Annotated in this window: 17 protein-coding genes; 13 read left to right on the forward strand and 4 right to left on the reverse strand. The window is 37.7% G+C overall.

The features are described 5' to 3' along the window. Positions 1 to 100 precede the first annotated feature (100 nt). The 4 genes from RM539_RS04370 to RM539_RS04385 form a co-directional block, all read right to left on the reverse strand. Positions 101 to 1,495 (reverse strand): anthranilate synthase component I family protein, encoded by a 1,395-nt coding sequence (locus tag RM539_RS04370; protein WP_311502212.1) that lies wholly within the window; start codon positions 1,493 to 1,495, stop codon positions 101 to 103. Between the two features lie 249 nt (positions 1,496 to 1,744). After that, entirely contained in the window at positions 1,745 to 2,245 is a 501-nt protein-coding gene (locus RM539_RS04375) for a YceI family protein (protein WP_311502213.1), read from the reverse strand. Between the two features lie 77 nt (positions 2,246 to 2,322). Next, positions 2,323 to 2,955: an NAD(P)H-dependent oxidoreductase gene (locus RM539_RS04380; RefSeq protein ID WP_311502214.1), complete on the reverse strand. Its 633-nt coding sequence runs from the start codon at positions 2,953 to 2,955 to the stop codon at positions 2,323 to 2,325. Positions 2,956 to 2,995: 40 nt separating this feature from the next. Continuing rightward, positions 2,996 to 3,442: a MarR family winged helix-turn-helix transcriptional regulator gene (locus RM539_RS04385; protein ID WP_311502215.1), complete on the reverse strand. Its 447-nt coding sequence runs from the start codon at positions 3,440 to 3,442 to the stop codon at positions 2,996 to 2,998. Between the two features lie 174 nt (positions 3,443 to 3,616). Between RM539_RS04385 and RM539_RS04390 the strand changes: the two genes are divergently transcribed. From RM539_RS04390 to RM539_RS04450, 13 genes are all read left to right on the forward strand, one after another. Beyond that, a complete protein-coding gene (locus tag RM539_RS04390) occupies positions 3,617 to 3,934 on the forward strand; it encodes a rhodanese-like domain-containing protein (RefSeq protein ID WP_311502216.1) in 318 nt (105 codons plus the stop codon). Positions 3,935 to 4,085: 151 nt separating this feature from the next. Then, positions 4,086 to 4,802 (forward strand): outer membrane beta-barrel protein, encoded by a 717-nt coding sequence (locus RM539_RS04395; RefSeq protein ID WP_311502217.1) that lies wholly within the window; start codon positions 4,086 to 4,088, stop codon positions 4,800 to 4,802. Positions 4,803 to 5,893: 1,091 nt separating this feature from the next. After that, positions 5,894 to 7,333 carry a UDP-glucose 6-dehydrogenase gene (locus RM539_RS04400; RefSeq protein WP_311502218.1) on the forward strand — a complete coding sequence of 480 codons (1,440 nt, stop codon included), beginning with the start codon at positions 5,894 to 5,896 and terminating at the stop codon, positions 7,331 to 7,333. A gap of 93 nt (positions 7,334 to 7,426) precedes the next feature. Next, complete coding sequence (locus RM539_RS04405) at positions 7,427 to 8,428, forward strand: mannose-1-phosphate guanylyltransferase (RefSeq protein ID WP_311502219.1); 1,002 nt, start codon at positions 7,427 to 7,429, stop codon at positions 8,426 to 8,428. A gap of 79 nt (positions 8,429 to 8,507) precedes the next feature. Next, positions 8,508 to 9,485, forward strand: coding sequence for a UDP-glucuronic acid decarboxylase family protein (locus RM539_RS04410; RefSeq protein WP_311502220.1), 978 nt, complete (start codon positions 8,508 to 8,510; stop codon positions 9,483 to 9,485). Positions 9,486 to 9,546: 61 nt separating this feature from the next. Beyond that, the gene (gene gmd, locus RM539_RS04415) at positions 9,547 to 10,659 is read left to right on the forward strand and encodes a GDP-mannose 4,6-dehydratase (RefSeq protein WP_311502221.1); all 1,113 of its coding nucleotides are present in this window, start codon (positions 9,547 to 9,549) and stop codon (positions 10,657 to 10,659) included. 7 nt (positions 10,660 to 10,666) lie between these two features. Beyond that, the gene (locus RM539_RS04420) at positions 10,667 to 11,794 is read left to right on the forward strand and encodes a GDP-L-fucose synthase family protein (protein ID WP_311502222.1); all 1,128 of its coding nucleotides are present in this window, start codon (positions 10,667 to 10,669) and stop codon (positions 11,792 to 11,794) included. Between the two features lie 44 nt (positions 11,795 to 11,838). Continuing rightward, complete coding sequence (locus tag RM539_RS04425; RefSeq protein ID WP_311502223.1) at positions 11,839 to 13,185, forward strand: exopolysaccharide biosynthesis polyprenyl glycosylphosphotransferase; 1,347 nt, start codon at positions 11,839 to 11,841, stop codon at positions 13,183 to 13,185. A gap of 50 nt (positions 13,186 to 13,235) precedes the next feature. Beyond that, the gene (locus RM539_RS04430; RefSeq protein ID WP_311502224.1) at positions 13,236 to 14,006 is read left to right on the forward strand and encodes a polysaccharide biosynthesis/export family protein; all 771 of its coding nucleotides are present in this window, start codon (positions 13,236 to 13,238) and stop codon (positions 14,004 to 14,006) included. A 5-nt stretch (positions 14,007 to 14,011) separates the two neighbouring features. Then, positions 14,012 to 16,354 (forward strand): GumC family protein, encoded by a 2,343-nt coding sequence (locus tag RM539_RS04435; RefSeq protein WP_311502225.1) that lies wholly within the window; start codon positions 14,012 to 14,014, stop codon positions 16,352 to 16,354. A gap of 53 nt (positions 16,355 to 16,407) precedes the next feature. After that, positions 16,408 to 17,694 (forward strand): lipopolysaccharide biosynthesis protein, encoded by a 1,287-nt coding sequence (locus RM539_RS04440; protein WP_311502226.1) that lies wholly within the window; start codon positions 16,408 to 16,410, stop codon positions 17,692 to 17,694. A 31-nt stretch (positions 17,695 to 17,725) separates the two neighbouring features. Continuing rightward, complete coding sequence (locus RM539_RS04445; protein ID WP_311502227.1) at positions 17,726 to 18,637, forward strand: glycosyltransferase family 2 protein; 912 nt, start codon at positions 17,726 to 17,728, stop codon at positions 18,635 to 18,637. Beyond that, positions 18,638 to 19,798: a hypothetical protein gene (locus tag RM539_RS04450; protein WP_311502228.1), complete on the forward strand. Its 1,161-nt coding sequence runs from the start codon at positions 18,638 to 18,640 to the stop codon at positions 19,796 to 19,798. The last annotated feature ends 12 nt before the right edge of the window (positions 19,799 to 19,810 follow it).

The raw sequence follows: 19,810 nt of genomic DNA on the forward strand, positions 1-19,810 counted from the left end.
TTTTTTGCGTTAGGGATTGAGGTAGTGTTGGAGCTCTTTTAAAATTGGGAAATTTTAAAAAGCGACTACCGAAAGCCCGGCCAGCAGGGCAACGCCCAAATTATATATCTTCGGCTATGTCCAGTGCTTTTGTTAATGCGCCTAATTTATTGAAAACTTCCTGTAATTCGTTTTCTTCTTTAGATTCTGAAACCACGCCGGCGCCAGCCTGGTAATGCAAAGTGTGGTTCTTGCTCACAAAGGAACGGATGATGATGGCGTGGTTAAAATTGCCCTCAAAATCCATAAAACCAATTGCGCCACCGTAGGCATCGCGGTTTACGTTTTCATACTTCTCTATAAGTCGCATTGCACTGTGCTTGGGTGCGCCGCTTAACGTGCCGGCGGGAAAGGTATCTGCCACCACCTGCATGGTTGGGGTACTGGGGTTTTTGGTACCTGTAACTTTGCTAACGAGGTGGATAACGTGCGAAAAGAACTGAATTTGCCTGTAGTTTTCCACTTTTACATTGTTCCCATGGCGGCTAAGATCGTTACGGGCCAGGTCCACCAACATTACGTGTTCGGCATTCTCCTTTTCGTCGGCGGCCAGTTTTTTAGCAAGTTCTGCATCCTGTTCATCATTACCGGTGCGTTTAAATGTTCCGGCGATTGGATGTATTTCAGCCTGCCCGTCTTTTACCACCAGTTGGGCTTCAGGCGAACTTCCGAAGATTTTAAAGTCGCCGTAGTCAAAATAAAAAAGATAAGGCGAAGGATTTACGCTGCGCAGGGCACGGTAAACGTTAAATTCATCTCCTTTAAATTTTTGCGAAAAACGTCTGGAAAGTACAATTTGAAATACATCGCCACGATAGCAATGCTTTTTGCCCAATTTTACATTTTCTATAAACTCTTCATCAGTAAGGTTTGAAACTGGCTGGTTCTGACGGGAAAAATTATATGTGGCAAAATTCTTTACTTTCAGAAGCTGTTCAATTTCATCTATTTTGCTTTCTGAATTATACGAGTGGTCAAATATATAAGCTTCGTTATTGAAGTGATTTATGGCGATGATATTTTGATATACCGCATAATACATATCTGGCAATTGTAAATCCCCTTTCTTCTTGGTGATTTCGAGATCTTCAAAATACCTGACACCATCGTAGGCAATATAGCCGAAAAGTCCATTATTGATAAACTTAAAGCCTGAATTTTCAGCCTTGAACTGCTGTGAAAACTGCTGAATTTTCTGCGGAACGTTAATTTCTCTGGTGATTTTTGTAGAATTCCGGCTTCCGTCGGGAAAAACTTCAATGATGTTTTCCTTTTCAACCTTGATTGAGGCAATAGGGTTGCAGCAGATATAGGAAAAGCTGTTGTCGCTTGCGTGATAATCACTACTTTCCAGCAGCAGGCTGTTTGGATATTTATCACGTACTTTAAGATAAACGCTTACCGGGGTAATGGTATCTGCAAGCAGTTTTTTATGGGATGTGGTTAATTGGTACATATATTTATTTAAAATAAAAAAGGCCTGTCGTGAGACAAGCCTTTGTATGATTTATATACTATAGCAGTGTTACTTCACGACATTAGGACGTAAGTTACTCCACCACCAGGTATGTACATTAAAAATTTTCATTACTTCAAATATAGAGACGAAATTTTAATTGGCAAAAGATTTTCTGTTTAAAGATGAAGAAAAAGAAAAGCCACAAATTACAACTATTTGCGGCTTTTAAAACGTAGTTATATGAGATTAAAATTTCAGGTTAACATCAAGTTCAAAATTATCGTGAATGGTGTTATTTCCTAAATTGGAGAAAAAACTACCTGAACCATAACGTACATTATATTTGCTGCGATCTATAACCACTTTTGCCAAAGCTGAATTTTCACTCCATTCCTGCTCATAAGTTACGGGATTAGTGTTCTCTTTAATTGTGAGATCACCTAAAACACCGTAAGTGCCGTTGTCTTTTTTAACAATGTTGTTGACTACAAGCTTAGCGGTTGGAAACTTATCTACAGCGAAAAAATCGTCATTTTTAAGATGGCCTTCCAGTTGCTCTTTGCTGTCGCCGGAAAGATCGGTAACTGTAATGGAAGACATATCCATAATAAATTCCCCTCCGGTGGGCTCATTATTTTCCATGGTAAAATATCCCTCTTTTAGGTTTATGGTACCACTATGTGAACCGGCTAGTTTTTTACCTTTCCAGATGACATTACTTTGTTCTGCGTTAACTTCTTTTTTCATGATTTTTTGATATATATAATTGAATAACAATAATTAGTATTACTCCTTAAAATTTCCTTTCATAGCAATTTTTAGAATTAGATAAGGTGAAATAACTGCTCTTTATTTTTTCTTACTTTTTTTGCATGTTGGGCAACATCTTCTTCACTTCGGTAACCAATAGTAGCTATTACTGCTGTAGATAAGCCTTTTTCTTTGAGACCGAGAATTTCATCAAACTTTTCAGCATCAAATCCTTCCATAGGGCAGGTATCAGTTTTAAAGTTTGCTGCCGCTGAAAGTAAATTGCCAAGTGCGATATAAGCCTGTTTTTCTGCCCATATTTTCTGATCTGCAGCAGATTGTTTAAGCACTGTATTTGCCAGCATATCTTTAAAGCCGTTCAGGTTTTCAATATGGATTTCCCGAATTTTACTAATATTATCCAGGTAAGCATTTACATGAGCTTCAGAAATAGAAGTGAGGCTTGCAAAAACAATAAGGTGGGAAGCATCGGTAATTTGAGATTGATTCCATGCTGCCGGAAGAAGCTGTTTTCTTACCTCTAAATCTTCGATAACTAACACTTCATATGGTTGCATTCCATAAGAAGAAGCAGAAAGCTGAATGCTTTTCAGTATATTTTCCAGGTTTTCAGAATCTATTTTCTTTTTTTTATCAAATTTTTTTGTGGCATAGCGCCAATTAAGGTTTTCAATATATGTATCCATAATAGTTGTATATACAATTGTTAAACTAAATTTTTTATTTTTAAATTTTATCGAGCAACTCATTAAGCTGATCAATCTCTTTCCCATTAAGATTTTTGGTGATATTGTTTTCGATGTTTATAACTATAGGATCAAGCTCCTCAAGCAGGTCCAGTCCTTTTTTTGTTATAATGATTTCCACTTTTCTCCTGTTTTCTTCACAAATACATCTATCTACCAGTTTTTTATCCAGCAGCTTATCCACGAGACGGGTAGTATTGCTCATCTTATTGACCATTCTTTCCTGGATGGTATTAAGGTTGGCAGGTTTTCCCCGCTGACCTCTAAGTATTCTGAGAACATTGAATTGTTGGTTGGAAATTTTAAAAGGCTTTAGCCCATCAGCCATTAAAGAATTAGCCTGTGTTGCGGTTAACATCAAATTAATAACCAGCTTCTTTTTCTTTGGAAGCGGTTTATTAGTTTTTAAAATTTTCTCCACCTTCATTGTTCAGACAATATTTGTTTATACAAATGTAATTATATAAATAGTATTTGAGCATGTAAAATTTGTTAAAATTATCATTTGTTATTCTCCTGATAAATTTATCTATCTAAGAATGCATTCTCAGCTATGTTTATTATTTTTAATTTTTGAAAAAACCATTAAAAAATTTCAATCATGAAAGAACTTTCACAAGAAGAGTGGAGCAAGCAACTACAAGATGATAATAATGCTGTAATCCTGGATGTAAGAACAGAGGAAGAAGTAGAGGAAGGTTATATCCCCGGAGCTAAAATAATTGATATATATAAAGGGCAGGAGTTTGTAGATGAAGTGGAAAAACTGGATAAGAACAAAAATTACTATGTTTATTGCCGTTCCGGAAAGCGAAGTGCACAGGCATGTAATATCCTTGATCAACTGGGCCATGCCAATAGCTATAATTTAGAAGGCGGTTTCATGAACTGGAAGGGAGATGTTGAAGATAATACATAGTTCTCTATAAATTAAATATAGCGGAGCACTGAAGAAACTTCTAAAAATCGAGTACTATACTACAGCTTCTTTTCTAACGTTAAAGGTACCAGCTGGATAGTTAAGTTAGTTTTAATATATTTACGGCCTTTATGTACCCTAAACCTACATCATGAATAAAACATTTATTTTCACATTATTATTTTCCTTTTTTGCTGCTTTCACCCATGCCCAGGAATTCAGCTTTGGTTTAAAAGGTGGCGTGAATTATGCCATGGGAGGAGAAGTTCAGGGCCTTTCCTCATTTGTTGGTGGAATGGATCGCTATAGCACGGCAACTTATAATCCTGATTCTAATATTGGATTTCATGGAGGTGCTTTTGTTGAACTAAAATTTGGAAAATTTTTAGTCAGACCCGAGGTTTTATATCTCTCCGCTGAAACCGAATTCAATTTTGTGAATATCACCTCTCCATATACTGTGGATTATCTTATGATTCCTCTACTGGTTGGGTATAATATTTACGGCCCCATAGATGTGTATGCAGGTCCGGCCTATCAAAATGTTATAGACGCTACTTTTGAAGAAAATATTGCGGATCCTATTGTAGTGCAAAATTCCCCTCTTGCGGGTCAGGTAGGTATAAAAGCAGGTGTTGGCAGGTTTGAACTTGATTTGCGGTACTCGCGTTCTTTAGCCTCAGAAGAATTGCAGGAGATAGATGTACAAAATGATAATACTTTAATTGAGGGTACAAATCAGATGGATGGTGTTAACAGGGCAAATTTTGATGGCCGGCTTCATCATGTACTGCTGAGTCTTAGCTTTAAGTTATTTGATAGTGAAGCCAATCCGGGAAGGAGAAGCGGAGGCGGATGTTACTTTTAATTATTTCCTGAAAGTTTTAAAGTTCAAAGTATACCTACCGGGGTCAGATTATCATGTCTGCCCCCTTTTTGTTTTAATACGGTACATACAAGCCTCATGCTTGCTTCATTAGTGATTGTTTTGACTCTCATTTTACCGATTGTCCAGGTTGCTTACTCACAGAGATATCTTAATTACAGAAAGCTAATTTAGAAGTATTTCATTTTTTTCAGAGATTGAAATTTTTATAAAATGAGGATGGCAATGCTTAAAACTATACTTCAAGTTTAATGTAATAGCATTTATTTAAATTTTCGCTATAAGAAGGGCTAAGGAAGTTATTGTAAGATTATCGAACAACCCCCTGATTTTTAGTTCTCATGAGTTAAATTTGACTTTTTTCAGCCAATCAGGGGCATTTTTGTAGCAATTTGCAGGTGATAGGAAATAATTTGAAGGTTACTCGTAGAGATAAAATCACACTTCATCGAGCATAATTTTAGACCTTAAAAAAATGCTCTAATTTAACTTTTTTTTAACTTTAACGCTTGACCTGTAAATTTCATATTTTTTTCTATTTAAAAAATGCTTTCTCTTGTATTTTGATAAGTAAATGTCTTTTTTATTGAATAAAATTTATTTTTAAATTGATTATGTTAATTATTTTACTAAAAATTCATTCTTTTTTTCGGAGAATAGCCCTGGAATAAATTCAGGGTTCAGAAAAAATTATAATTTTATTCCCTGAAACATAGGACAAATTGCCTGCCCCCAATACCTGTGTTAATACCCCCTTATCCTTACCTACACTGTATCCAGTTGAGTCTAGTTTGGGACTCACTGTGGCGAAGCCATGGAATTACACGTTTAATCAAATAATTTTTGTTTGTCCATAAAGTATCCTAAACTGAAAAATGACATCATTCTGAACTTGTTTCAGAATCTCATTTCAATGCGAATCACCGCAATACTGAGACCCTGAAATAAATTCAGGGTGACGAAAGAAATTATAGGATAGAAAACGGATATACATAATAATTTCTATTACAATACTTCAAAACCATTAAATGGATTGAAGCCTGATAAGAATCAAAAGTAAAGCTAAGAACATCATGAAAATCAAAAATATTTGCTGTATAGGCGCTGGTTACGTAGGTGGTCCAACAATGGCAGTAATTGCTCAAAAGTGTCCGGATATTAGAGTGACTGTTGTAGACATTAATGAAAACCGCATTGCTGCGTGGAATGATGAAAATGTTGAAAAACTTCCTGTGTATGAACCCGGACTTTCAGACATTGTAAAGGAGGCAAGGGAAAGGAATCTTTTCTTCTCTACAGATGTAGATTCGGCAATAGATAAGGCAGATATGATTTTTATATCTGTAAATACACCAACCAAAACCTACGGAATAGGAAAAGGCATGGCGGCCGATCTTAAATGGATAGAACTATGTGCCAGGCAAATTGCCAGTATAGCTAAAGATGATAAGATAATTATTGAGAAATCTACATTACCGGTACGTACTGCGGCTGCACTTCGAGATATATTGGATAACACCGGGAATGGTGTAAAATATCAAATACTATCAAATCCGGAATTTCTTGCTGAGGGCACAGCTGTACAGGATCTTTTGAATCCCGATCGTGTGCTGATAGGTGGTGATATTGATACAGAAGATGGTCTTCAGGCTATACAGTCTTTAAGTGAAATTTATGAGCGTTGGGTTCCCAAAGAGCGTATATTGACCACAAATGTCTGGTCTTCTGAACTTTCCAAGTTAACGGCCAATGCTTTTCTTGCGCAAAGAGTCTCCAGCATTAATGCAATGTCTGAACTTTGCGAAAAAACAGGAGCCGATGTACATGAAGTAGCACAGGCACTGGGTATGGACTCGCGAATAGGATCAAAATTCCTACAGTCTTCGGTTGGATTTGGAGGCTCCTGTTTTCAAAAGGACATCCTGAATTTGGTATATATTGCTAAATCATTCGGCCTTAATGAAGTAGCCGATTACTGGGAGCAGGTGATTATTATGAATGATTATCAAAAGAGGAGGTTTGCCAATAATATGATTCAGACGCTCTTCAATACGGTTTCAGGAAAAAAAATAACTTTACTTGGCTGGGCTTTTAAGAAAGATACCAATGATACAAGGGAATCAGCAGCAATTTATGTGGCAGATCATTTATTAAATGAAGAGGCCGAGATTGTGGTTTATGATCCTAAAGTGGAAACAGAGCAAATTTACAGTGATCTTGACTATCTTAAAAGTAGAAGTAAAGAAGCCAACAGGCAGAGCCTAAAAGTTGCTAATAATCCCTATGAAGCCTGTAAAGATGCGCATGCAATTGCAGTGCTTACTGAGTGGGAGGAATTTAAGCATTACGATTGGGAAAAGATATACGATAATATGTTAAAACCCGCGTTTGTTTTTGATGGTCGTAATTTGCTAAATATGGAGGAGCTTATAAAAATTGGCTTTGTGCCGAAAAGTGTCGGGAAACCAGAATATGATGCAAAATCTTTTTCAGGGCCGGCGATCGCCAGCTAAAATAAATAAATCCTGCTCTACGGGTTGATTTGAACTTGAGATATATCCTAAAAAAGCATTATCTCTACGCTAGTAATCTCTAAAAATTTTCTTATGACAGAAGTTTCACATGTTATTTTAACGGGAGGAGTTGGAAGTAGATTGTGGCCCTTGTCCAGGCAGTCTCAGCCCAAACAGTATTTAGAAATTTTTTCAGAAAAATCTCTCTTTGAGCTGGCAGTGGAAAGGAATAAACCGTTTTCAGATCAACTTATCATAGTTGGAAACAGTGGAAACAAAGACTTATCGGAGAAAATATTAAAGAAAATAGATCAGGATAAGTATACTAATATAGTAGAGGCAACACCTCGTAATACTGCTCCTGCAATTGCGTTTGCTGCTTTCTCTACAGATCCTGAGGCTATTCTGCTTGTAACTCCGGCAGATCATATTATACAGGAAGGGGAAAGCTATACTAAAGCTGTTCAAAAAGCCATAGAGCTTGCGAAAAATGATTGCCTCGTAACATTTGGGGTAAAACCAACCACGGCAGAAACAGGGTATGGCTATATTGAATTTGATGGAGATAATGTAATTTCTTTTAGGGAAAAACCAGATAAGGAAAACGCGCAGTCTTTTTTAGAGGCAGGAAATTTTCTTTGGAATAGCGGGATGTTCTGTTTTAAATCACGTGTTTTTCTAAATGAACTTGAAAAACTTGCTCCTGAAGTATATCAAAAATCTCATGAAGCCTGGCTCGCCGCCGAAGATGGCTGTCTTGATTTTGATAATTCTATGGATATTCCTTCAATAAGCGTGGATTACGCTGTTATGGAGAGGAGCAATAGCATAAAAGTGGTACCAGCTAACTTTGAGTGGAGTGATATGGGATCATTCGAAGCGGTATATGAATATTTTAGATCTAAAGGTTATGCGTTAGACTCTAATGATAATATGCATCTTGGTGAACTAAAGCCAACTTTTTTTGTAGGAGTTAATAATTGTATACTTATATCAACAAAAGATGCCAACCTGGTGGTCTCCAAAGAGGCATCACAGGATGTAAAAGCAGTGTATTCTTACCTTGAACAATATCATCCGGACTTGATAAGATAATTGGCACGGTAAAAAGTTAATCGGTATAACATTAAATTACAAAGGGGGTGAAAAATGTTCCCTATCAAATTAATACAACATGAAAAGAATTTTAGTTACTGGTGGTGCAGGCTTTATAGGTTCCCATCTTTGTAAAAGACTTTTGGATGAAGGCAATGAAGTGATTTGTCTCGATAATTATTTTACCGGAAGCAAAGAGAACATTATCCCGCTTATGGATAATCCTTATTTTGAACTCATTCGCCATGATGTTACCATTCCATTTATGATTGAAGTGGATGAAATATACAATCTGGCCTGTCCTGCCTCACCTGTGCACTACCAGTACAATTCTATCAAAACCATAAAAACTTCTGTAATGGGAGCTATAAATATGTTAGGGCTGGCAAAGAGGGTTAAGGCAAAAGTCCTGCAGGCAAGCACCAGTGAAGTATATGGAGATCCGGAAATTCATCCCCAGCCGGAAAGTTACTGGGGAAATGTAAACCCAATCGGGCCCCGTTCGTGTTATGATGAAGGCAAAAGATGTGCGGAAACCCTGTTTATGGATTATCACCATCAGAATAATGTGGATGTAAAGATTGTGCGCATATTTAATACCTATGGGCCTAATATGAATCCTGATGACGGGCGTGTAGTATCTAACTTTATAATGCAGGCTCTTAAGGGGGAAGATATAACTATTTTTGGCGATGGGCATCAAACCAGATCTTTTCAGTATGTAGATGATCTTGTGGAAGGAATGATGAGGTTGATGTCTACTGAAAATTTTACCGGCCCAGTAAATATTGGTAATCAGAATGAATTTACCATGCTGGAACTGGCAGAAGTCATTCTTGAACTTACCGGCTCTTCTTCTAAATTAGTTTTCAGGGATTTACCCCGGGATGACCCAAAACAAAGGCAACCCGACACCAGTCTGGCCAAAAAACATTTGGACGGATGGGAGCCAAAAATTGAATTAAGGGAAGGGCTGGCTCATACTATAGCATATTTTGAAAAGCATCTTCAGGGTAAGAATGGATATCGCCGGACAGAACCGGTATTTGGAAAGTAAATATTCAGTTTAGGCTGATCTAAAGATTACAGATAATAACTTCAGTATAAATTACAGGCAAATGAAAGTAGCATTTATAACCGGAATTACAGGCCAGGATGGCGCTTACCTTAGTGAATTTTTGTTGAAAAAAGGATATATAGTACATGGACTTAAACGAAGGACTTCTCTTTTTAATACAGACCGTGTGGATCATCTTTATCAGGATCCGCATGTGGAAAAGAGAAACTTCATATTGCACTATGGTGATATGACCGATAGTACGAACCTCATCCGGCTAATTCAGGAAATTCAACCGGACGAGATATATAACCTTGCGGCGATGAGCCATGTACAGGTTTCATTCGAAATTCCCGAATATACGGGGAATGCCGATGGTCTTGGGACATTGCGAATACTGGATGCCGTAAGGCTGCTTAAAATGGAAAAGAAGACACGTATATACCAGGCTTCTACTTCTGAATTATACGGTAAGGTGCAGGAAGTTCCGCAATCTGAAACCACTCCTTTTTACCCAAGAAGTCCTTATGCTGTGGCAAAGCTTTATGCTTACTGGATTACAGTTAATTACCGGGAGGCTTATAATATGTTTGCCTGTAACGGCATTCTTTTTAATCATGAATCTCCAATAAGGGGCGAAACCTTTGTTACCCGGAAAATTACCCGTGCAGCTGCCAAAATTGCCCTTGGGCTTCAGGATAAACTATTTTTAGGCAATCTTGATGCGCGGAGAGACTGGGGGCATGCAAAGGATTATGTAAGAATGATGTGGATGATCCTGCAGGCAGAAGAACCTGAAGATTGGGTTATTGCCACAGGAAACACTACTCCTGTACGCGAATTTGTGAAAATGGCTTTTGCTGAAGTGGGAATTGAACTGGAATTTAAAGGAGAGGGAGTTAAGGAGAAAGGATATATCAAATCATGTGCTCATCCCGATTTTCAACTTGAAAAAGGCCGGGAAGTTCTTGCCGTAGATCCAAAATATTTCAGGCCTACTGAAGTAGATCTTTTAATTGGTGATGCAAGTAAGGCCAATAATAAGCTGGGATGGACTCCTGAGTTTGATTTACCGGCATTGGTAAAGGACATGATGGAAAATGACGTAAAACTTATGCAGAAGGACAGGCATTTGCAAGATGGAGGCTATGATACTTTTAATTATTACGAATAAATAAATAATGCAAAAAGATTCAAAAATATATGTAGCGGGTCATAATGGCCTGGTTGGCAGTGCAATCCTTGATAATTTAAAATCAAAGGGCTACCATAATTTAATTACCCGTACACACAGGGAGTTGGATCTAACCAGTGAAAGTGCCGTTATTAATTTTTTTGCAAAAGAAAAACCTGAGTACGTTTTTCTTGCCGCGGCCAAAGTAGGAGGTATAATTGCCAATAATAACTACCGGGCAGATTTTATATATGAAAACCTGATGATTCAAAACCATGTAATACATCAGAGTTTTAAGTATGGGGTTAGGAAGCTTATGTTCCTGGGAAGTACCTGTATCTATCCTAAAAATGCACCTCAGCCAATGAAGGAGGAATATCTTTTAACAGATATTCTGGAATTTACTAATGAGCCGTATGCCATAGCCAAAATAGCGGGTATTAAAATGTGCGAAAGCTACAACCTGCAATATGGAACAAATTTTATTTCAGTAATGCCTACAAATTTGTACGGGCCCAATGACAATTTTGATCTTGAAAGGTCTCATGTGCTTCCGGCATTAATCAGAAAGATTCATTTGGGAAAAGCTTTGGCTGAAAAGAGCTGGGATAATATAAAGAGGGATCTGAATACCAGACCCATAGCAGGAATAACCGGAGAAAATTCCGAAGAAGAAATTCTAAAAGTTTTAGCAGAATACGGGATCTCCTCCGGGAATATTGATTCTGAAGCTTCTGTAGAAATATGGGGGACAGGTAATGCTATGAGAGAATTCCTCTGGAGCCAGGATATGGCCGATGCCTGTGTATTTATTATGGAAAATTGTGATTTTAAAGATATTATTTCGGGATCACAAAGTGAAGAACCTCAAAAAATTGAAACTCGTAATACACATATAAATATTGGTACCGGAGAGGATATAACTATAAAAGAACTAGCCTTTCTTATCAGGGAAATTATCGATGCCCCTGTTGATTTTAATTTTGACACCGGAAAACCGGATGGAACACTTAAGAAGCTTACTGATCCTTCAAAGTTGCACCATCTTGGATGGCACCACCAGATAAATTTAAAGCAGGGAATTAAGAAAATATACGAGTGGTATACTTCCCAGCCTACAGGGGCTATAGCCTAAAGGTGTAATCTTATAGATCCCTTATAATCAGTAAAAATTAGAGTATGCAAAAGTCAGTTTTTATCATACCAATATCAATACTTACGCATTTATTGATAATAAATGGCTGCCTGTATTTGTTTACTCCTGAAACCTATCTGGATAAAAACCACATCCTTTATATTAATTTTGCCTGGCTGCTTATTACGTATAGCCTGGATTTTTACCCTACAGGCAGAAAGGAGCGCTTTATGACCAATATTGCTAAAATGATGCAGCTCTTCATCATATTTGGTCTGGCCTATTTTGCTCTTTTTGGTATTACTCAGAAGCAGGTTTATACTTCCAGATACCATACTTCGGTTTATTTTATCATCTGCTTATTGCTGTTTCTCTATCGCTGGATGTTTTACTGGATGAGAAGCAGGTACAGGTTAGAGGGAGGAAATTTTGTTAATGTTATGGTTGTTGGCAGAGATAAAAACCTCAAAAAGATAAGGAAAGTATTTGATGAACCCGACCTGGGCTATCGATACCTGGGGTATTTTGACAATGAGCCTTCAAATAGCGCCACATATCTTGGTCCTATAGGGCAGTGTTTTAAATACGCTTTGAATAGCCAGGTAGATGAAATTTACTGCATGGTTTCTAAACTTTCACAGGAGGAACTAAAAAACCTGATAACTTTTGCAGATAATAATCTGAAGAAACTTAAAATTATTCCTGATAATAAAGAGATTTTTACACGGGCAATGTCAATAGAACTCTATGATAATGTCCCTGTGCTTAATATGAGAAGAACACCAATAGACGGGCAATACGCCCGGATTGTAAAGAGGATCTTTGATATAGTATTTTCTTCTCTGGTTATTATCCTGATATTGTCCTGGTTAACCCCTATTCTTTACATTTTGATAAAGCTGGAATCTCCGGGTCCATTATACTTTAAACAGGAGCGTAATGGTGTGAATTGCAAAGTATTTTGGTGTCATAAATTCAGGTCCATGACGATGAATACCAATGCCAATTCGGCCATGGCTACAAGAAATGATGCACGGGTTACCAGAATTGGAAAATTCCTTAGAAAAACAAGCCTGGATGAACTTCCCCAATTTATAGATGTTTTCATGGGCCACATGAGTGTTGTTGGTCCAAGGCCTCATATGCGGCAACACACTACAGAGTATGGTTCTTCTGTTGATAAATACCTGGTAAGGCACTTTGCCAAACCGGGAATTACGGGGCTTGCACAGGTAAGGGGTTATCGTGGGGAAATTGTACAAAAAACTGATATTGTTAACCGGGTACGCCTGGACATCTTTTACCTTGAGAAATGGTCTCTTTTACTGGATTTGAGCATCATTTATCAAACTGTTCTTAATGCTCTCAAAGGAGAGGAAAAAGCTTATTAAAATTTACCCAATCTCAATACTATTAACCATTATACGCTAACGTGAAAAACATGAAAATCAAAAACCTTCTTTTGCTGTTATTACCTTTTATTGTATCCTGTTCGGGTTCGAGAGACCTTAGTTATTTCAGTGATTTTTCAGATAAAGAGGTGGTTTATACTGAAAATATTCCTTCAGTTATCGAGGAGCCGGTAATTCAACCAAGTGATATTTTAAGTATTAAAGTAAACAGTTTAAATCCGGAAGCAAATGCACCTTTCAATAGAAATTCTTCAAATACATCTGAAGGTAATTCTTCTTCGGGAGATTCAGAATCCGGATATCTTGTGGATAGTGAGGGCAATATAGATTTTCCGGTTTTGGGGTCCATAAAAGTGGCAGGACTTACAAAATCAGAATTTAAAGAAAAACTAACACAAATGCTGTCAAAATATTTAGGAGATCCCATTGTGGCAGTACGGTATCTAAATTATCGCATTACGGTAATTGGTGAGGTAAATAATCCCTCAACCTTTGTTATACCTTCTGAAAGAGTAAGTATAATAGAAGCACTGGGTATGGCAGGTGACCTTACGGTCTATGGAAAAAGAGATAATGTGCTGCTCATTAAAGAGGCAGAAGGGGTAAGACGAGCCGTGAGGTTAAATCTGAATAAAAAGGAGGTTTTGAATTCTCCCTATTTCTACCTGGGGCCTAATGATGTATTATATGTGGAGCCGGTAAATTATAAAAAGGAACAGGCAAGTTCCACAAGAAATAACATTTCTCTTATCCTGTCAATAATCTCTGTAGGTTCCCTAATTCTACTAAATTTAAACTAACAATTATGATGCAAGGTAATGGCGTTTCGGGAAAAGCCGGTGGAAAAAATTTACTGGATTTAGTTTCAGGATATTTGAAATACTGGTACCTTTTTGTATTAGGTGTAATTATTTGTATAGGGCTGGCGTATCTATATCTTCGATACAAAGCTGTGCCCCAGTACCAGGTAAATAGTACATTGCTGATAAAAGACAAAGATAATGGAGAAGGAGCTTCAGATTTAAAGTCTTTTGGGGAGCTTGGATTAATAAAACCCTCCCGTAACATCAAAGATGAAATTGGCATTCTGCGTTCTGCCGGTCTTATGGAAAAGGTGATAAAAAATCTTGATCTTCAGGTTAGCTACTATCTTCCCGGAAAATTTGATGAAGTTGAAGTTTATAAAGAGGATCTTCCAATCCAGTTAAATCCTGCCGATTCCGCATTTAATCCTGGAACTACATTAGGTATTCGTTTAAAGGATAATCAAAGTTTTGAGCTAAAAGAAATAAATGAAGATGAGAGCGGAAAATTTTCGGTCTACCAGTATGGAGAGACTATTAACAAACCATACGGGACCTTCACTGTAGAACGAAATACTGATGTTTCTACCTCGAAAATTGAGGGGATGATGCTTATCAGATTCCAGGCGGTGGAGAATCTGGCAGATTTTTACACAAGTAAACTCGTGGTGGAACCTGTTAATGAAACCGGTAGCCTTCTTTCCATTAGCTTTCTGGATCACCTTCCAAAGAGGGGGAAAGACATAATGAATAAGCTTATTGAAGTTTATACTGAAAAGTCACTCGATTACCGTAACGAGCTTGCCATGAATACCATAGATATGATTGATGAGCGCCTGGCACTACTTACCAATGAGCTTACCAGTGTGGAGGAGAATGTGGAAAATTACAAGCAGCGGAATGAACTTACAAATGTAAGCTCTGATGCCGAATTATATTTGAAACGTGCAAGTGAAGCCAACAGCCAGCTTGCCGCTTACCAGACACAAATTGATGTGCTGAATTCTCTGGAAAGTTATCTTCAGCAAAATGGGGATAATGCACCGCTTGTGCCAAGTTCGCTTAGTATTGAAGATCCTACTCTGGTTAACCTTATTTCGAGATTAAACGAGCTGCAACTTAGAAAGAGGAGTTTATTGCGTACAACCCCAGATGATAACCCGCTGGTTGTAGAAATTGACCAACAGCTTACAGATCTTCGCACCAATGCCCTTGAGAACCTTAAAAATATCAAAGAAAGTTTATTGATTGCACAAAGGAACCTGCGGCAGGATTCCCGGCGGTATCAATCCCAGGTTCGAAAAGTTCCTGCCGCAGAAAGACAACTTTTAGCAATAAACAGGGAACAGAGTACTAACCAGGACCTTTATTTATATCTTTTACAGAAGAGGGAAGAAGAAGCCCTTTCTCTGGCGGCACCAATTTCGAATATCCGGATAGTAGATGCGCCCAGGGCCGGGGGAATTCCGGTAAGCCCAAATAAGACATCGGTTTATCTGGGAGCACTCATTTTTGGTCTTTTTCTGCCCTTTTCAGTGGTTTATGCCAAAGAAAGAATTAATGATAAAATACAATCCAGGGCAGATATAGAAGAATATACTAATGCACCGGTATTAGGCGAGATAGCACACAATAAAGAAAAGGAAATTCTGGTAGCTAAAGAGGAGAAGAATACTCCCGTAGCCGAGCTTTTTCGGCTTATTAGATTTAACCTAAAGTTCGTCTCAGCCGGAAGAAAAAATAAGATCATTTTAATCACTTCGGGATCTCAGGGAGAAGGAAAAACTTTCTTCAGCATAAATTTGGGGAGCAGTCTGGCAATTTCAGGAAAAAAAGTGGTAGTGCTGAGTTTCGATCTTAGAGCTCCAAAACTTATGAAGGATGTGGGACTTTCTGATAAATTTGGAATAACTAACTATCTTATTGATGATGAACTTGAGGTAAAAGATATAATTACGCCATCTCCGGAAATAGAAGGTTTATACTTCATTGGCTCTGGGGCCATTCCGCCAAATCCGGGAGAACTTATGCTTAGTGAAAAAATTGAATCTTTATTAAAAGAACTCGAGCAAAACTTTGATTATGTGCTTATAGATTCAGCACCTATTGGAAAAGTAGCTGATGCGTTTGCCCTTGCTCCGTTTGCAGATTCCACCATTTATGTAGTAAGGCAGAATTATACTAAAAAGGCAGAACTTAAGACTGTTGAAGATATCTTCGAGAATAATAAGGTAAATCGTCCTATGGTGGTTTTAAACGGTACAAAGTCTAAAGAAGCCTATTCCTACGGCTATGGCTACGGCCAAAAAGCGAATGTGAAAGCTAAAAATCCGGCGGGTGCTTAGTCAGCCCTTTCAAAATAAATGATATTATTAGAAGCGAAAATCCTTTTATCAAATTGAGAATTGCCCTAGAGCAAATAAGCCCTTACTTTACTAAAGCTGCCCTTAAGCCAATAGGCCAGGTTTTGGGTTCTCAAATGATAGGAAAAGCACTTGGTTTTGCCATAAGTATTCTTCTGGTAAGAGAGCTCTCCAAAGAAGATTATGCTATTTACACGGTACTTCTCACAATTCAGGGAATGTTACTTCCCCTATCAAATTCTGCTATATTTATAGGCTTTAAAAAAATAGGAGGGGAAATCTGGAATGATACTTTAAAAATGTCAAGTCTCATTAAAACAGCCAATCATATTGCCCCTTTAATAATAGGATTAGCTTTTTTATTGGTTGGCGGATATGCGGCTTATATCTTATTTGAGCAGGATTTAGAACTAAGCAGGATTATATGGTTTTTACTTTGTCTTCTGTTTATTGTTATTCCTGAAGTTCAAACTGCTTTTCTTCGCACAGCTATGTTGCTGCAAAAGGAAATAGCCCCGGTTCAAATTTCAGAACTTGTAGGACATGTGGTAAGGTTTGTGGGAATTGTGGGAGTTTTGCTTTTTCTTAACCTTGATTATGTAATTGCAGTTATTTTTCTTATTACAAGTTTAAGCGCATGGCTATCATACGCGTATGTAAAAAGGAAAGGTGATCAATTAGGATTGGGAGAAACTTCCCAAATTGATCCTGATTACAAAAGTGTCCTGGTTCATTATATTCGGTTAAACTGGCATAATTCAGCTTTCTTTGCTTTTAAGGGACAAATTTCAATATTCCTGCTGGGTATCTTTGGAACAACAGAATCGCTTGCAGAGATTGGAGCATTGGCAAGATTCTCTCTAATATTTACCGTTATTTCGGCCCTCTTCCGAAGTATTTATGCACCGGCGTTTGCCCGTACGAATAATGGAAGCAGGCTGAAGAAAATGTTTATAGCTGCCGTACTGGCTTCTTTGGTAATATGTGGGATTGTTATTCTGGCCGTAGTGTTATTTCCGCAGCTTTTCCTATGGATACTTGGTTCCGGGTATGAAGATTTATCTTTTGAACTGTTCCTGATGATAATAGGTGGCTCAATAGGATTTTTAATAGGAATTATTCATAATGTAAATCTTAACAAAGGCTGGATAAAATTTACCCCTATGCTGGAAATACCAACTGACGTTGGCGGAATTCTTTTAGGCATTTTTCTTTTTGATATCACAACTTTATCCGGGGTTTTATATATGGGTATTCTTTCAGGGGGGATCAACCTGTTACTTTACATATCAAACAGTGTTGCCGGCCTTAGAGAAGCATAAGCTGAGTTGTAGATATCTTAAACTTGAAAATATGAAAATATCTGTATGTATACCTACTTATAATCGTCCTGATCTTTTAGAAGAAGCCATAGATTCCTGTATGGAACAAACCTATTTGCCGGATGAGATTTTAATTGGTGACGATTCAAAAGACGATAGAACAAGTTCATTGGTGGACACTTATAGAAATCAGTCAGATGTTAAGATTAAATATTTAAGAAACAGGCCCTCTTTGGGACAGGCTGCAAATGTTAATCGGCTATTTGCAAGTGCCGGAGGAGAAAAAGTTGTTTTGCTTCATGATGATGACCTGCTGATGAAAACCGCTCTGGAAAAAATGGTTGAGTGTTTTCAATCTGATAATACCATACATGCAGTTTATGGTAAACAGTATATAATTGATGAGGATGGGGCTATTGATGAGAAACATTCAATAGATCTTAATGCTTATTACTTCAGGACTTCCTATTACAGTGAAAATAAACTTTCACCTCTGGAGGCTGGAATGGTACAACAATTTCCTAACGATTGCTATATGCTGGACAGAGACGTGATTAACCAGATTCAATACCGCACTAAAGATGAAATTGGGCATGCAGGCGATTTTGATTTTGGATTTAGGTTAGGACTTCATGGCTTTAATCTCCACTTTATCAACGAATACACAGCTAAGTACAGAATAACCAAGTCTTCTGTTGCCCGTAATGGTACAGATTCAGGTTATCAGGCTTTCAGAATTATTCGTGAAGCAGGGATTACCGGCAAAAGTGAAAATTCAGATCCCGTTAATGTAGTGCTGAAGAGGAAGGCGCCTGTTGCAATCCTGCAGGCTGCTAAAAAAGGAGAAAAAAAGGAGGCTTTAAATATATACTTTAGTAAATGGCATAGAAGCCAGATTCTCACTTTAGGGGGAATGCGGAGGCTGGTAAATATTATAATCTAAATGAAGATACTTTTTATATGCCCCGGTCTTGAGCCAGGCAAAGACGGAGTTGGAGATTATGTTTCCCGAATTGCCATTAATCTTTTAAAAGAAAGCCATGTTGTGGGGGCTATTGCCTTACATGATCCTTTTATTTCTGAGATAATAAAAGAAAAGAGAATCAGCGGTAAAAATGTACTTCAGGTATTACGTATCCCTTCAGAATATAATACCACAAAGCGGATGAAGACAGCTGCAGATTGGACCAGGCGATTTGAACCAGAGTGGGTAAGTCTGCAGTATGTAGGTTTCGGGTTCAATAAATATGGCCTGCCACTGGAATTGCTTAATCTGAGAAAAAAGTTCGGGGATTTTAAATTGCATATCATGTTTCATGAACTATGGTGTGGGACTCCAAGGGAATCAAAAATTAAAGAGAAAATTTTAGGAACCCTGCAGCAAATTTTTATCAAAAGAATGGCTGCAAGCTTAAAACCAGAAGAAGTTTTTACAAATACTTATACTTCTTTAAAGAATCTCAAAAAAGTTGGCGTAGACTCAAAGTTAACCCCTGTTTTCAGCAATATACCTATAGAAGAAAAAGGCTCCGATAAGCATTGGAATCAGATGGTAAAAGAAAAAGGACTTGATCAATTTTCAACTAATAAGGAAGGCTGGTTAATTATAGGGTTCTTTGGTACCGTGTACAGCTATATGAATTTAAAAAAACTACTTGTTCATGCAGCAATAGCTGCCTCAGATGCAGGCCGAAAATTGGGGATTTTATCCATAGGGCATAGCCGTGGTCAGGAAATAGCAAAAATGGCGCGGGAATTTCAGGCCTCCTACTGGCAAACCGGGATATTGCCCTCTTCTCTTGTGAATAGGGCAATGCAATTGGTAGATTTAGGAGTAGTCACCACCAGATGTGATGGCCTGAATAAAAGTGGTTCGGCACTCGCCTGGTTAGAAAGGGGGATACCGGTTATTATTTCAGAAGAAGACGAAACTTATAATAAAGAAGAAATGGAAATTCTGGGAGTATATCAGGTTTGTAGTGCAAAAGATGTATGGAGCAGTTATAGTTCTAAAGGTGAATTCAAAATTCACAATAATTTAAAAGAAACAAGTGAAGCATATGCTCGGCTGGAATCTCAATATAAAAGCAATTTCAGCTATTGATGCCTTTAAAAA

The sequence above is a fragment of the Autumnicola musiva genome (assembly GCF_031846585.1).
Classification (GTDB): Bacteria; Bacteroidota; Bacteroidia; order Flavobacteriales; family Flavobacteriaceae; genus Autumnicola; species Autumnicola musiva.

Coding starts and splice junctions, on each gene's coding strand:
- RM539_RS04380 (WP_311502214.1), bottom strand. CDS start 2,955: ATGGATACATATATTGAAAACCTTAATTGGCGCTATGCCACAAAAAAA.
- RM539_RS04450 (WP_311502228.1), top strand. CDS start 18,638: ATGAAGATACTTTTTATATGCCCCGGTCTTGAGCCAGGCAAAGACGGA.
- RM539_RS04445 (WP_311502227.1), top strand. CDS start 17,726: ATGAAAATATCTGTATGTATACCTACTTATAATCGTCCTGATCTTTTA.
- RM539_RS04375 (WP_311502213.1), bottom strand. CDS start 2,245: ATGAAAAAAGAAGTTAACGCAGAACAAAGTAATGTCATCTGGAAAGGT.
- RM539_RS04400 (WP_311502218.1), top strand. CDS start 5,894: ATGAAAATCAAAAATATTTGCTGTATAGGCGCTGGTTACGTAGGTGGT.
- RM539_RS04430 (WP_311502224.1), top strand. CDS start 13,236: ATGAAAATCAAAAACCTTCTTTTGCTGTTATTACCTTTTATTGTATCC.
- RM539_RS04420 (WP_311502222.1), top strand. CDS start 10,667: ATGCAAAAAGATTCAAAAATATATGTAGCGGGTCATAATGGCCTGGTT.
- RM539_RS04405 (WP_311502219.1), top strand. CDS start 7,427: ATGACAGAAGTTTCACATGTTATTTTAACGGGAGGAGTTGGAAGTAGA.
- gmd (WP_311502221.1), top strand. CDS start 9,547: ATGAAAGTAGCATTTATAACCGGAATTACAGGCCAGGATGGCGCTTAC.
- RM539_RS04385 (WP_311502215.1), bottom strand. CDS start 3,442: ATGAAGGTGGAGAAAATTTTAAAAACTAATAAACCGCTTCCAAAGAAA.
- RM539_RS04370 (WP_311502212.1), bottom strand. CDS start 1,495: ATGTACCAATTAACCACATCCCATAAAAAACTGCTTGCAGATACCATT.
- RM539_RS04395 (WP_311502217.1), top strand. CDS start 4,086: ATGAATAAAACATTTATTTTCACATTATTATTTTCCTTTTTTGCTGCT.
- RM539_RS04435 (WP_311502225.1), top strand. CDS start 14,012: ATGATGCAAGGTAATGGCGTTTCGGGAAAAGCCGGTGGAAAAAATTTA.
- RM539_RS04390 (WP_311502216.1), top strand. CDS start 3,617: ATGAAAGAACTTTCACAAGAAGAGTGGAGCAAGCAACTACAAGATGAT.
- RM539_RS04425 (WP_311502223.1), top strand. CDS start 11,839: ATGCAAAAGTCAGTTTTTATCATACCAATATCAATACTTACGCATTTA.
- RM539_RS04410 (WP_311502220.1), top strand. CDS start 8,508: ATGAAAAGAATTTTAGTTACTGGTGGTGCAGGCTTTATAGGTTCCCAT.